Below are 14,395 nucleotides of genomic sequence, written 5' to 3'. Positions count from 1 at the left end.
ACCTATTAACTACACTGCCAGCTACTGTAGAATTCCGAAAAATTTACAAGGATTCAAGACGCTGGCAACGTCAATCTTGCAGCAAGAAACATGCTTTTGAGCCAAAGTTACGTGTCACTCGTTAGAATAGAGCCACGCAAACGGCGAAAACCGTCACCCCTACTTCCGTTCATTGTCGCAAAATCACTCTTGAAAAATAGCCAATACACACGCTTGGGAACTTAGAAAAATTACCGAAGTCAAACAGTATACAAAATTCTGGCTCAAACAGATCCACGTTCAGAGAGTGAAAAGTCATCTAAAAAACAAATTAAAGTTGTAAATATACTGACAAAGAAAATGAATGCACGGTTTCCAGGTTTGCAAAAAGTTGTACCCGCCAAATTTTATCGCTCTATTATAGTGGCTTTTTCAGCTACCATTGCACTGAACATCTGGGCAAATCCTTCTTGGGCTGCAGATCCCTTTCGGATGAAAGAGCCTCGTAACATTGGCAACAAAACAGAAGCAGCATTCAAAGCCATTTTCCAACAGGGAAACTATCAAGCAGGAGATCGTTACTTACAAGAAGCATTATCTACAGAGCCAAAGGAACCTTTAGCCTATGCTATGAAAGCATCTTTAGCATATACGAATAAGGATTTGGCGGCACTAGACACTTACAGCAAAAAAACATCAGAAACAGCACAAAATTTAATTTCTAGTGATCCCTTGCGCGGAAATTTGTATGCTGCTGTTGGTTTATTTTTAGAGGGATCTGCGATTATACAACGTGAGGGAACAGTCAAGGGTGCACCACAAGCCCTGACTAGACTACAGCAAGTCTATCAATATTTGGACAAAGCTGAAGCAGTTTCTCCTAACGATCCAGAACTCAATTTGATCAAAGGGTACATGGATTTACTGCTAGCTGTCAATTTGCCCTTTGCTAACCCAGAACAAGCAGTTCAAAAGCTAGAAAAAAATGCAGCCCCCCAGTATTTGGTAGATCGGGGTATCGCTCTTGCTTATCGGGATTTAAAACAGTACTCTCAGGCACTAGACTATGCTAATCGTGCTTTAAAGGTGACAACAGATAACCCAGAGTTGTATTATCTTAAGGCTCAAATTCTTAGGGAAAAAGCGAATAAAGACAAAAACTCGCAACTTATGCAGGAGGCGATTAAGAATTTTGATACAGCCTTAACTAAGAAGTCTCAACTCCCAGATGATGTGACACGACAAATTGAACGTGAACGACGTAAGGCTGCGGAAAATCTGAGTACTTTTGGTAAGTAGGAGATGAGGTGACAAGAAGAGGAAGGGAGGAAGGGAGTTATTTCTGGGCCTGTAACCGAAGCACTTTTCTTGCTTTCCCACTTCTCGATTAGGAAAGCACACTTTTTGTACCTTCTACTCTTTTACAATTAGATTTGAAAAAAGTGATCTAAATTTAGTCTTTCAACAAAATGCAGGTACTATTTCGCGAAATTAACCCTTTTGATTTATGGATTTGGTTGGAGTTCAGCACGATTCCTTCTCAACAAGAAAAACAATATGTAGAAGAGGTTTTCAATTCCTGGTTTTATTTGGGTAAATTGGGTGCATTTAATGCCGAAAATCTCCAGGTACAGGAAACTGGACTAGAACTGAGCTACATGAATTACGACTCACAAGGATATGATAAAAGTTTGCTGGCGCTGATGCACAATATGGGTGAGTTTGAGTATGAGGGGACATGGGCGCGTTGCTGGTTTGACTTGGGAACTTCTGATGCGATCGCTCTCGATCTTATCATTAACGCCCTTAAGCAGCTCAGTGAGGAATATGTCACCATTGAGCAATTGTACATCGGCGGCGAAAATGAAGATTGGCCCATTGAAGAGAGCGAAAGCCGTCCTTCATTTATTTACGATAACTAGCAACGAAAATGCATAAGCCAGGGGAAATTCGTATCATCGCTTTGGGACTGATTCGCGATGCTCAGTATGCCAAGCTGGGCAAAGGCATACGTATCTTCGTATCTGTTGGCTACGATCCAGTCAAGCAACAAACTTTTTACCGCGCAATGGGTGGTGGAGTTGAGTTTGGTGAAACAAGTAAAGATGCTCTCAAACGAGAATTCCAAGAAGAGATCCAAGCAGAATTAACAAATATTCGTTACTTGGGTTGTTTGGAAAACATCTTCACTTTCAATGGTCAACCAGGTCACGAAATTATTCAACTTTTTGAAAGCGACTTTGTTGATGCCAAATTTTATGAAACTGAAAAGTTAGTTTTTTCTGAAGGTGAGCGACAAAAAACTGCTTTGTGGGTAGATATAAACCGTTTCCAGTCAAAAGAGTTGAGGTTAGTGCCTGAGCAGTTTTTAGATTATTTGTCAAGTAGTTAGATACGAGATTTGGCTTTTAGCCCACGGTTGTTAAGCGCCAGCTTGCTAACAACTAACGACTAACTATTAATTTGCAGCACAACTAATGTCATATCATCGGTGTTTTGCTTATCGGCACCGATGAATTGTTGCACTTGGTCAAACAGGTAATCTAGTATTTCCTGGGGTCCATTACAAATTCTACAAGCGTAGTTAAATATCGTAATCAGGTTTTCTTCATCATAGCGATCGCCACTTGCTGCTGCTGCATCAGTCAAGCCATCTGTGTAGTAAAGAATGATATCTCCAAACTCTAATTCTACTTGGGCATCTTCGTACTGGCTATTGGCATCTAAACCAATCAGCATTCCAAAAGTATCTAGACGCGTGATTGTTCTGGTTGTTGCATGCCACCATAGAGGAGGATTGTGCGCTGCATTGCTGTAGGACAAAATCCGGCTTTGAGGGTTATATTCTGAGTAAAATAGAGTGATAAATCGGTGAGAATTTTCCAAATCCGCGTACATGACTTGATTCAAGTTTTGCAGAATTCGTTGAGGAGAATGACCGTGTAGCACTTCTCCCCGCAGCATTCCCCGCATCATGGTCATAATCAGTCCGGCTGGAACTCCTTTGCCCATCACATCACCAATCACCAAACCCCAACGACCATCTGCATCTAAACTCTCTTTGTTATTTAGTTGAATTTGGTTGTGTTTTGTGGGGATAAAGTCGTAATAGTCTCCGCCAACACGATTAGCAGGTTTACACCGTGCGGCAATAGCAACACCTGGAATTGTAGGGCACTGACGTGGCAGAAGCCGCCTTTGAATTTCTGCACCAATTTCTAGTTCTTGATCTAGGCGTTCTTTTTTCCTGAGTTCCACAGCAAGTTCATCATTTTCTATTGCGACTGCGGTTTGATCTGCCACTAGGCGAACTAACTTTTGTCTGGTTTCTGTCCAAGTATATTCTGGATCGCGGCTTAAGACATAGAGCCATCCCCGTTCTGTATGCTTAACCAGAATAGCTGTACCAAAAACTTGTATACCTGGTCCTAAGCTACGGTGCATATAATCATCCAAAATACCCGACATTATTGCTAAAGGCTGGGTATTGTTGGGTATACATAGGATTTGACTGGTTGCTGTTTCTAGTGCCTTGCGGATATTCTTACGCTGGTGACTATCTTGCCAATGTAACTGCTCTAATCTGACTTGACCATTCGGTTTGTATACAAATAAGGCGCTACCATCTGCATCAGTGACTCTTGTTGCCATCAACGGAATCAGTTCCAAGAACTGATTCAAATTATTGAAGCTTCGTAGAGCAAATCCCAAAGAACTGAGTAAATCTTGAATTTTTTTTTGTTCTCGGTGTAACCGTGCCACGAGTTCTTTGAGTGCCACAACTGGTGTGACCTCCGTTATCGGGGTACGACTGTTACTATCAGTAGGTTGAGACGGTGGTTGAGGCACAGTTACCATTGTGATTTACATCAGCAAGGATTAGATTCCTTTAATACTTTCTTGTTTTAAGAGCTAAACCATCTTGTGACAAGATTATCGGTTTAGCAAGAGTAGAAAAACGTAGAGTGGAAATTTTAAAAGTCTTTCATATTTCATGTGCTTCTTTAACTTAATATTTCAATTTAGAGTTAAGTCTTTTTCGCAAAAAACGATTCGCCAAAACAGTTTTCTGTAGCATATGTGTAATAGGGGTTTAATTTTATCAATTTTTATTCATTTGGTCATACCTCTTTAGACATAAACATTTTATTGAGAAAAGTTAACCATTACGTTTCAAAAAATCTACTTGTGTTTCACTGTCTAAGGCATCTATTAGCTGATAAACATTGAAACCGAAAGCCTAGAGGCTCCTATCCGTAGACACGGGCAGTTTCCTCAAGTCGGAGAACCGTTGTTTAACTATTGCTCTTCAAATCTTTAATTTACCACTAGAGAATATTTAAAAACTCTAAGTCAGGAAACTTTGACAAAAAAAGATCTCAAAAATAATATGGTTCGGACAAGCTTACAGGCACGCATCGTGTGGCGATACGAACAAAGCCTGCGGAGGCAGGCTTGATGTGTGTGTCCGTAAACTCCGCAGTCTGAGGGGTACTTACGCCGACTTTGTTAACTACCCCTTCCAGGTACAAAATTACCTATCTTTTCCTTGATGTTCTTGGCGACTATGTCCTGTAGACACCCTTTGCCCTTGGCGTTGTCAATAGATAATCTTTGGATCGTGACAGGAGTGGTCTAAAACCATTGAGGCTAACCATTCAAAAGTGCTTCCACAAACTCGTAGCTAGAAAAAGGACGCAAGTCTTCAATTCCTTCTCCAGCACCGATAAAGCGAATAGGTAAGCCTAACTGCTGCACAACGGCAAGAGCAACCCCTCCTTTGGCAGTGCTATCAAGCTTAGTCAAAACAACACCACTCAGTTGTGCCGCTTGAGAAAAGATTTCAGCTTGGCGTAATCCATTTTGACCTAGAGTTGCATCTAAAACCAAAAGGGACTCTATTTTAGCATTGGGGGCTTTTTTATCAATGATGCGGCGGATTTTACTGAGTTCGTCCATCAAATTTTTCTTATTTTGTAGTCGTCCTGCGGTATCCACCAAAAGTAATTCTGTTTCTCGTGCTGTAGCAGCAGAGATGGCGTCAAACACAACTGCTGCGGGATCTGCATTTTTAGCAGGATTGAAAATGACTTGCACACCACTTCTTTGTCCCCAAATCTTGACCTGTTCTACGGCTGCGGCCCGGAAGGTATCTGCTGCACCAATCAAGCATTTATAGCCGGATTTCTGGGCAAGGTGGGCAATTTTACCGATGGTGGTCGTTTTACCAGCGCCATTAACCCCAGTGATTAACCAAACATTGAGAGTTTCTTTTTCTGGGACAAAGATTGGCTTGTGAGATTTTTTCACTGGTGCATCCAGCATATCTCGCAAGATTTTTTTGAGGTAGGCGATCGCCTCCTCTGCTGGCAGAACTTCTTGACGAAGCTTGTTCTGTAAAGTAGTGATGATGTAATCTGTTGCTTCGACACCAACATCAGCTTGCAAAAGCAATGCCTCAATCTCCGTCACTGCTGCTTGGTTGAGTGGTCCCTGCCCAACAATTGACTTGAGTTGATTAACGATGTTACGACGAGTTTTGTCTAAGCCTTGGCGCAGCTTTTTCAACCAACTGATTTCTTCAAAAGAAATATCTTCAGGACGTCTACCTTGTGCAGCAAGAACTTCTGTTGACCACAAGAACCCTTCATCAAAATCAAATCCAGTGATTTCTTCTGTACCTTGTGCAGTAGTTGTTTGGGCACTTGGCTGTACCACCTCTGGTTTTGTCACTTCAATGGCGGTGGCTATCAATCTTTCCTGCTTTGCTTGTCGTTCTGCCGCTGCCCTTTCTAAAAATGATAAAGTTGTGGGTGCTGTTGGCTGAGTGACTTCTTGTCTTGTCGGTGGTTCGGTGGCTTCTGGTAAAGCGACACTTTCTGTTGTCACACTTTCAGCATCTGGTTCTTCGGCAATTTCTGCTACCGCTGGCGCTGTGCTGAGTTCCTCTGTACCTTCTGGTTCTTCTGGCGTGGTTTCAGTCGCAGTCACATCAGCTTCTTCTGAGGACTGTATTTCTTCTACTGGTTGTGGTCGTGCCGTTTCTGTTTGTGCTGGTGGTACTACGTCGGCTGTGACCTCAGTTACAGGAGTTTCTGCTGGTTCGGTTTGTTGCCTTTGCTGAATATTCTTGTATGCTGCTTTGGCGTAAGCCAGCAGATCCGTGGCTACTTCGGGTGCAGTTTCTGCTGTTGACGTTTCGGCGCTTTGGGGTTCAGGTTGTTTTGCAGCAGGGGTTTGTTCCTGTTTCTGTTGCGAGGGAGTAGCAGAAGGCTCGTTATGTTGACGGCGGAACCAATTGAAGACCATTGCAGATAACGTGTTATGAAACTATAAGCTTTTATCTAAATTTTGACACTTCCGCTTCTCATAACAACAGGATTCTTTAGGAAGGATGTAATCATGTTCGACATGACTACATTACCAAAAAAGAACTCAGAACACAGTTATCAGAACTCAGCAATATTAAACTTTCATGGGTTGGTCGGTGTAACGAGGATTTTATAAGGCTCACTAATTTTTTGATCCAATGCGATCAGCCAAATGTATTCTTCATGGAGAACAAAATTTGTTCCTTGTTAAATCCCTGGCATGCGCAGGTTGCAACGCTACGCTTTTTATTTATGCGTATATTCTGTGTTCTGTGTTCTGTGTTCTTCTTAACGATAAAGCTTTTGGCTACGGACTCGTTGGTACCTTTTTTTGCTCAGTTACTCGGCGCAGAACACCATTAATAAATCGATGGCTCTCTTCTTCACTGTATCGTTTAGTAAGCTCTACAGCTTCGTTAATTGCGATACTGTCGGGAACTTGAAGATACTTCATTTCTGCTACAGCGATTCGGAGTATATCTCGGTCAATGTGGGCAAGGCGAGTTACTTGCCAATCTACTAAAGCAGTGGAAATTTCCTCGTCTATGGTGTTTCGGTTTTCACTGACAGCAATGATAATCTCTTTAGCGTACTCGCGGACTTCTTTATCTTGATTAGCCAGTTGAATGAGTTCAGGAAATTCGATAGTCGCAGCTAACTTGTTGATGGCTGTTTGCGTGTATACAACAGCTTCTTTGAGCATTGTTCTAGCAGTATTTAGGTCACTGGCGCGTGTTTGGCTACTCAGAAGCCGATCATTACTGCGTTGCAGTTCGCCTGCAGCATTGTCTAGAGTATCTTGGACTTCGGATCGCAGCGTACGTACTGCTGCTAGGACTAACTTTGATACCAGTTGTTCTGGTGGTATCTTGTCTAATTTCTTTGGGTTGATTGGCAGTTGGCTGAGGCTTAAAAGAGCCAATTCACGAGAAATTTGACGAGGTTTACGCTCTTGCATAAAAGTGAGTTAGGGAGAAGGGGATAAAGGGAGTCGGGGAGTGAGGGAGTGAGGGAGTGAGGGAGAATAATTTTTAACTAATAGAACTCTCCAAAAATGATTTTTAGTGCAAGCGCGGGGTATTGGTTTCATAGCCATTTTTGGAGAGGTCTAATGACTAATAACTAGTGACTAATGACTACTGATTTTAAGTTTCTTCGAGAGGAAGAATCTGCCGCTTTGCTTCTTTGGGTGGCATTTCTAGTTTGCGTTCTTTGGGGATAGCCAAGGTCGTCGGGGAGGTATTGGGAGCAACAATGCCACCGGAGACTATGATTTTAAATGCATCTTCAATTGATAATGACAGGTTGACGACTTCCTCTTCTGGAACAACTGCATACCATCCAGTGGCGGGATTGGGAGTTGTTGGGATGAAAACGCTCAATACTGGGCAAGACATCTGAGTTTGGATTTCGCTGCTGATCATACCTGTTACGAAGGCGATCGCCCACATTCCCCGTCGAGGGTATTCTACTAAAACAACACGGCGAAATTTGCCATTGCTGTCTTTTAAGAGTGTTTCTAAAAGTTGCTTGAGAGCTTTGTAAACCTGTCCTGCAAAGGGAATTGCCTGTAATAGCCGCTCACCCACATTTAGCAACCACTGCCCCGCAATATTCCGAGCCATCAAGCCAATCAGCAGTATACTCAGCAGTGGCACCATCAGTCCCACCAAGAGATTCAGTAGATTGACCAAAATGGGATGCATTCCACCAAACGGATTCAGTTGTTTGGGAATCTGGGTGAGAAAGTTGACGACCCAAGTTGCAACAGTTATTGTAAGCCAAATGGTAGTTGCCAGGGGAATCACAACCAACAACCCAGCAATGAGGTCATTTTTGAGATCCTGTTTCCAGCGATTGATTGCCAAGCCCCTATTCTCCTTTTTTAGGCAAGTGGAACTTCTTTTATTGGTACTCATTCCAGTAGATTAGTCAAATGGGGAGGACAGTTTTTTGCTGTTTAGAGTGGTGGTTTTAACCGCTTCTACTTTTTGCTTAATGGGCAAAATCCCATTAATTACTGTCCATGAGGGTGCTTAGGTAAACTTATGTCACCAAAATATTGGTTTTTTACGCCAAATCCAGCCATTTTTCTACTTAATGCAGATAGAAGTATATAAACCAGCGTAGCGGTTGGCTACTCTAAAACTTATTACTTTCTTTTTAAGAGTTGTAAACGATTGTTGCAGCTATTTTAACGTATTATTAATACTACTGTGGTGGATAAAACGCTGCTAAACCAATTAATCGTGTCTTTAGCAAGTGCCAGACGCAGAGCGAAGAAAATGAGAACTGCGCCCATAATTCGCTCAAACCAATCTGAAATTGACAAAAATCGACGTTTGATTGCCGCTACCGATTAACCAGCAGATGACATGAATGAGGTCGCCAGCAGTTACTCCCAACGCTGTGTAGATTCCGGCTTGTCTGGAATGAGCTAGGCTATTGCGGAGTGTTAAGACAAAGTTTGGTCTAGGACTCATAATCACTAAACACCCAGCTGTAAAGATAGTCAACCAATCGCCTAAAAATTGCATCATATTGATTTGCATATAGTTCATTAGCTCTATTAAAGTTTAGAAATTCCAATTCCGTCGGAATTGAAAAAAGCTTTCCAGACAGTCTTGCCAAGCAATGTTGCCATTTAATTTTTGCTGTTTCCACGTCTGTATAATTTGCTCAAAAATCTCTGAGAAACTGGGACACAGAGGAGCTAAATCAGCTAGACTATTGACTTTTCTTGTTTGGGCGATCGCCATTGCAATAACATTAATTAACTCTGTTGCTTGTGCACCTAAAATCGAAGCTCCTAAAATTTCACCATTACGTAAGACAATGAGTTTACAGAGACCCGTGGTTTCGTCTTGGATTTGGGCAGCAAAGAGTGTTTTAAAAAACTGTTGTAAAACCATAACTTCATCAGGACTGTATTGGTGTTTAGCTTGCGCCTCTGTTAAACCGACTTGTGCAAACATCGGGTTAGTAAAGACTGCCCAAGGAATATGCCGATAATTAACTTTCAACCTCGGGAAAAAGAGCGCATTTTGCAGAGCTATTCTTGCTTCGTAATTAGCTATATTGGCGAGTTCAAAGCCACCAATAACATCACCACAAGCCCAGATACGCGGATTTGTCGTTTGTAGTTTTTCATTCACCAGTAAACGACGCTGATTCCATTTCACATCTACCGCAGCTAAATTTAAGGATTGTATATTTGGCTGTTGTGCAGTTGCTACTACGATTTCATCAGTTTCAATTGCCTTATCTCCCACTTGAAGCCATTTTTTATCCTCAATTCTTCTCACGTGAGTGATTGACGTTTTAATAAAGACGCGTACACCTTCTGCTTCTAACAAACTACAAAGCAATTGAGCCATTTCTGAGTCAATATTAGGAACAAGATTGGGATGTTCGATAATCAGCGTCACATCGTAACCAAATCGCGCCAAAGTTTGAGCGAGTTCGATGCTTTGGGGAACACCACCAAGAATGACCCACTGTTTAGGCGATGTAGAACTGCTCAGAGATTGCCAAACTTGAGGTATTGTCAGAAAACCAGTTTTTTGCAATCCTTCAATTTCTGGAATTGCTGGGCTTGAACCCGTTGCAAGTAAATAAGTGCGTGCGTGTAGTAAGCGAGTATCAACGGCAAATGAAAGATGGGGCGACGATTGAAATTGACCATTACCTACGATAACATCCACGCCTTGGGCAGCCAGAACGGCAAGTGAATTCTGCTCTTGGAGATTGGAAACAATGCTATGAGCATACAGCATTGTCTGAGGCGTATCTACAGAAATTTGGCATTTTTCTAGAGTATTAGCACACGAGGTATGAAACCCAAATAGTGCTGCGTCACCTATTTGCTTGCTAAGGTTACTGGTGTGGTTTAGAGCATGGTGATAAATAAACTCTAATGGTGCGTTAACTTTGGTAAATGCACCGTTTGTTATTGGTTCTACCAAGGCAACCTTGGCTCTTAGTTGAGAAGCAGTAAGGGCAGCGTAGCGTCCCGCTAAACTGCCGCCAATAATCACTACATCGTAGTCAATAGTCACGTGATTTGTCCCTAGTCCTTTGTCAATTGTCCTACCTTTATCCGAAGCTTTATGCCTGCGGCACGGGTTTGGCTTTCTTTTTAATTGTGCTTCGTCTTTGATGACTAATGATTAATGACTAATGACAGTGCTTCTAGTAAGCGCTGGTTATCTGACCAAGAGCGTACAGCTACCCGGAAATATCTGTCGCCAAGTTCAGGAAAACTCAGACAATCACGAATGAAAATTTGGTGATGCTGTAGTAAATTTTGCTGCAATTGCGAACTCGATTGCTGTGATTCAACGAGTAAAAAATTAGCAGCACTTTCTAGAGGTTGTAATCCGGGCATTGAAGCTAAACCAGCGAAGAGTTGGTTTCGTGCTGGTGGCAGCCATGCCCAAGTCTGCTCCTGAAACTCCTTATCCTGGACCACAGCGACTGCTGCCGCTGCTGCTAGGGTATTTACGGGCCAGGGGTCGCGCCAGGACTGCCAGCGCCGCAAACGCTCAGGATGGGCGATCGCATATCCTAGTCGCAAACCAGGCAAACTGTAGAACTTGGTCAGCGATCGCAAAATCACTAAGTTTGGATATTCCTGCACAACTTCTATCAAACTTTGTTCCTGTCCTGGGGGCAGAAAATCCATAAAGGCTTCATCTACTACCACCAAAGCGAATTTCTCTAGGTACGGCAAAATGGCTTCTCGTGAAAATAACACCCCCGTTGGGTTATGGGGGTTATTCAGCAATAGTCCCTTATCCTTTGTGTTTTCAACTTTGTCAAAAATTAATGACAAAGTCCGAAAAACTAACAAAGAAAACTCCAATACCTTAGCGTGGTATGCAGCCAGCGCCCTGTAATAATCGCCAAAGGCTGGAGTTATCAAAGCTGTTGCAGCTAACTGTGCTAAATCCCGACCTGCCAGAGAAAGTAATTCTGCCGAGCCGTTCCCCGGCAAAATCCATTCAGGGGGTAGTTGATGAAAGTGACTCAGAGCAAGTCTGAGTTCACCATAATCCGGGTCTGGATAATGCCTGAGATGATCCAATTGGGACTCAATTGCCGCTATTGCGCTTTTTGGTGGTCCCAAAGGGCTAATGCTTGCAGAAAAATCCAGAATAGCACTTGGGGGACAGCCAGCTAGTGCTGCTGCCCAGGCTAGATTTCCCCCGTGTGCTGGTTGCCGCATAGAAAAAGGGTGACCTAGATGAGAATCTAAGATTTTGGGGGTGCAACCTTTTCTCTAAAGAGTTTTCCAGCAGAGAAGGCAGGAACCTTTGTCGCTGGAATTTCCATCTTTTCATTGGTTTTGGGGTTACGACCTTCACGGGCTTTACGTTCCCGTGATTCAAATGAGCCGAATCCTACCAACGTAACTTTATCGCCAGAGGAAACAGCTTCGATAATCGTTTCCAAAGCTGCAGTTAAAACGGCATCAACTTGCTTTTTGGTAACACTTGCCTTTTCAGCTACGGCATCAACCAATTCACCTTTATTCATGTCAAACTCCTTGAGGTTTACTTGAGATTGTGTACAGATGCATTTTTGATGCATCGTTACTTAAATCTCTGTTCAGAGATTTACAAAAGTCGGATTTTTGAGTATTTATGCTCACAAAGGCTGTAATCGCTGTAGATTCGACTTTTCAATGAATCATTCTAAAGTGTCATAGCCAGAAGTGGATAGATGAAACCATTAATTTATATAGATTTCAGGATTTTTTTTGAAAAAAGGGCAATTGTTTTACTAAAACCCCTCTTTTTTTAGGAAAAAATACTTAGTGAAATCGCCTATTGTCAGAGAAACAGGCAGGACCGTTTCATACAAACAAAGAAAAAACTCTATCAAGCTGGTTTAATAAAATACGTTGTGCTTGGCGAATAGTTCAATGTTGGCTAGTTAATTCAGCATAATAAAAATTTTTACTACCAGTATTGTCTTAACTGCCGTATAATGTTGTCTTAACTGCCGTATAATGTATTATTTATTGCAAAAAAGCTTCAAGATACAAAATGAAGATAAACAAAATGTTTTTATTTATACATTTTACGACTGCAAATTTACAGTACTTTTTGCTACAGTTGAGACTGACTGATTTTTTAACTAATTTACACAATGTATTTTTTATTATATTTCCCGGTGAGAAAGCCCGGTTCCTTCTGCAACAGGGACAGATAGTCACCAAGTGTCCTCTTCGATAGTGCTGTTCTCATGAATAACCCTTCACTTATGTGCAGAGGGTCTTAGTTATTAGTCACGCTAGAACACCGATTCAGTATTCATAATTGTGACTAAAAAACCCGGTTTTTTCTTGTTGAGTTAACGAAACTTCGGTCTTCCCAGTAACAGAAACCGGGTTTTTGGGATTAGTGAATCGGTGTTCTAGATTGCCATGTTTGAGATCTGACTAAGGACTTCGATTTACCTCAACCATAAAACACAGCAAGAGCGATAGTTTCTATGGTTACGGGATGAATTAAATTTCTCTCCCAAAAGGTAGCGTAAGAATAGGATTTTATTATTGATTTATCAATAGACTATACGAAAACCTTTTTGTCCACAGAAAGTTGTTTGATCCCACACCGAAGTTTAGAAAAAATTCTATTTTTCAGGTTACAGCCTTTGTGTAGCAAGTATCTTACACTTGGGAATTAGAGTATGCCTATAAATGAGGAAAATCTCTGTGAATAAGAGTTTTGCGGTTTGATAGGCAAAAGTAGTCTCAGTTCCAATCCTACACTGGGTGGTGATGCATTGTAATAATTCTGAAACTGTAACTTGTGAAGATTATACGTCCCCAATATCATTCCTAAGCAGAATTACCCTACACTGAAATATCATAATTGTGATTGCTATTAAAACATAAACTTTACAGTTGATTTGATATGCTTTTCTAGTATGTGGAGTTTTAATAATCAATAGGTAGTTCAGTAAAGAACACCTATCCTGCTCTCAAAACAATAATACTGCATCCACCTTAAGAAACTTTCTAAACTTCCACAGTCAAGACAAAGGCATCTACTACATACAAGTAAATTCAGTTTGTGAGCTTACTTGAGAACCCCTAAACCAAGCATCTTTTTGCAGTCAGAATTATCCATCTTTTAGCTGAGTGCTAGCTAAGGGATAAATCTCCTATCAAAAATAAGTATAGCTTTTGCGTCATTAGCTATAACTAGCTTCATTTTGTATAGGTTAAATTGTGTTCCTTTATTCATAAGTAAGTTTTTCTAAAGTAGTAAAAATGCAACTCTACACACCTACTGATATTAATCAGCTTCAACAAGACCTTCCCTACTTAATTAAAAGCATGCAGTGGGTTGAAAATTTTGTTGGAAAAGCTCACCCTGATTTAGGTAGACTCGGTCCTGTTTGCCCTTTTGTGCCTCACTCAATTAGAGCAAACGTTATGTCCCTGACAGTTATACGTGCTAAAAATGTGGCTCCTGAGCAATTTTTTGAGAATGTTCTACGCTGTCGAGATATCTTCCTTGAGCAAGAACCACGACAGGGGGTAGCTGCTTTAAGGAAAACACTGTTAATCATTGTGCCTGATATCGATATAGAAGAAGCTCCTAAAATAATTGACGAGAATCACAAAAAACTTAAGCGTTTTTTTGTTGAGTCAGGACTGATGATAGGGGAATTTCATAAGCTCAACCAAGTGCCTGGTGCACACAACCCAAACTTCCGCCCATTTCAAAGCTCCGTTCCCATGTTTGTTATTCGCTATATGGTTGAATCGGATATTCTGTTTCTTCAAGATGAAGATCCGCGCTTGCGTATTAAATATCTCCAAGCTTATTTACAAAATATTGAATCGGGTTATTCACAGCAGTTTAACCAGAAAATCAAAGATGAAAACAAGTTAAAGACTGCTCGTCAACTATTGGAGTTAGCACAAGAGCAACTGCAAGAAGAAAAGTTTATGAATTTAGAAATTGCTCATTCATAAGCTAAGTTGTTCCTCTACAGAAATGATTAATTCACCAACTTAATCAATAAGA

Annotated in this window: 12 protein-coding genes; 4 read left to right on the top strand and 8 right to left on the bottom strand. The window is 41.4% G+C overall.

The genetic code is table 11. The annotated features are described in order from the left end of the window. Nucleotides 1-339 precede the first annotated feature (339 nt). From AC5590_RS11030 to AC5590_RS11020, 3 genes are all read left to right on the top strand, one after another. Nucleotides 340-1,278, top strand: coding sequence for a Sll0314/Alr1548 family TPR repeat-containing protein (locus tag AC5590_RS11030; RefSeq protein WP_169263889.1), 939 nt, complete (start codon nucleotides 340-342; stop codon nucleotides 1,276-1,278). 170 nt (nucleotides 1,279-1,448) lie between these two features. Next, nucleotides 1,449-1,901 (top strand): DUF3531 family protein, encoded by a 453-nt coding sequence (locus AC5590_RS11025; RefSeq protein ID WP_169263888.1) that lies wholly within the window; start codon nucleotides 1,449-1,451, stop codon nucleotides 1,899-1,901. 8 nt (nucleotides 1,902-1,909) lie between these two features. Continuing rightward, nucleotides 1,910-2,371: an NUDIX hydrolase gene (locus AC5590_RS11020; protein ID WP_169263887.1), complete on the top strand. Its 462-nt coding sequence runs from the start codon at nucleotides 1,910-1,912 to the stop codon at nucleotides 2,369-2,371. A gap of 59 nt (nucleotides 2,372-2,430) precedes the next feature. On the opposite strand, the gene AC5590_RS11015 is transcribed toward AC5590_RS11020, so the two are convergent. The 8 genes from AC5590_RS11015 to AC5590_RS10980 all read right to left on the bottom strand — a co-directional run bounded on the left by AC5590_RS11015 (nucleotide 2,431) and on the right by AC5590_RS10980 (nucleotide 11,888). Beyond that, nucleotides 2,431-3,837 carry a GAF domain-containing SpoIIE family protein phosphatase gene (locus AC5590_RS11015; RefSeq protein ID WP_169263886.1) on the bottom strand — a complete coding sequence of 469 codons (1,407 nt, stop codon included), beginning with the start codon at nucleotides 3,835-3,837 and terminating at the stop codon, nucleotides 2,431-2,433. Between the two features lie 792 nt (nucleotides 3,838-4,629). Continuing rightward, a complete protein-coding gene (gene ftsY / locus AC5590_RS11010; protein ID WP_169263885.1) occupies nucleotides 4,630-6,288 on the bottom strand; it encodes a signal recognition particle-docking protein FtsY in 1,659 nt (552 codons plus the stop codon). Nucleotides 6,289-6,657: 369 nt separating this feature from the next. Further along, entirely contained in the window at nucleotides 6,658-7,308 is a 651-nt protein-coding gene (nusB, locus tag AC5590_RS11005; protein ID WP_169263884.1) for a transcription antitermination factor NusB, read from the bottom strand. A gap of 187 nt (nucleotides 7,309-7,495) precedes the next feature. Beyond that, nucleotides 7,496-8,269: a DUF502 domain-containing protein gene (locus tag AC5590_RS11000; protein WP_169263883.1), complete on the bottom strand. Its 774-nt coding sequence runs from the start codon at nucleotides 8,267-8,269 to the stop codon at nucleotides 7,496-7,498. A gap of 390 nt (nucleotides 8,270-8,659) precedes the next feature. Continuing rightward, entirely contained in the window at nucleotides 8,660-8,911 is a 252-nt protein-coding gene (locus tag AC5590_RS10995) for a LysE family translocator (protein WP_246162646.1), read from the bottom strand. A 15-nt stretch (nucleotides 8,912-8,926) separates the two neighbouring features. Next, nucleotides 8,927-10,408 (bottom strand): FAD-dependent oxidoreductase, encoded by a 1,482-nt coding sequence (locus AC5590_RS10990; protein WP_169263882.1) that lies wholly within the window; start codon nucleotides 10,406-10,408, stop codon nucleotides 8,927-8,929. Between the two features lie 104 nt (nucleotides 10,409-10,512). Beyond that, entirely contained in the window at nucleotides 10,513-11,577 is a 1,065-nt protein-coding gene (gene cobD / locus AC5590_RS10985) for a threonine-phosphate decarboxylase CobD (RefSeq protein WP_169263881.1), read from the bottom strand. A 26-nt stretch (nucleotides 11,578-11,603) separates the two neighbouring features. Next, nucleotides 11,604-11,888, bottom strand: coding sequence for a non-specific DNA-binding protein Hbs (locus AC5590_RS10980; RefSeq protein WP_048868205.1), 285 nt, complete (start codon nucleotides 11,886-11,888; stop codon nucleotides 11,604-11,606). Nucleotides 11,889-13,632: 1,744 nt separating this feature from the next. Here AC5590_RS10980 and AC5590_RS10975 point away from each other — a divergent pair. After that, nucleotides 13,633-14,343: a DUF6875 domain-containing protein gene (locus AC5590_RS10975; RefSeq protein ID WP_169263880.1), complete on the top strand. Its 711-nt coding sequence runs from the start codon at nucleotides 13,633-13,635 to the stop codon at nucleotides 14,341-14,343. Nucleotides 14,344-14,395 lie beyond the last annotated feature (52 nt).

The organism is Brasilonema octagenarum UFV-OR1, assembly GCF_963888615.1.
Lineage (GTDB): Bacteria > Cyanobacteriota > Cyanobacteriia > Cyanobacteriales > Nostocaceae > Brasilonema > Brasilonema sennae.
The sequence above is the reverse complement of the archived record's forward strand: the minus strand, read 5'-3'. Positions and strand labels throughout refer to the sequence as shown.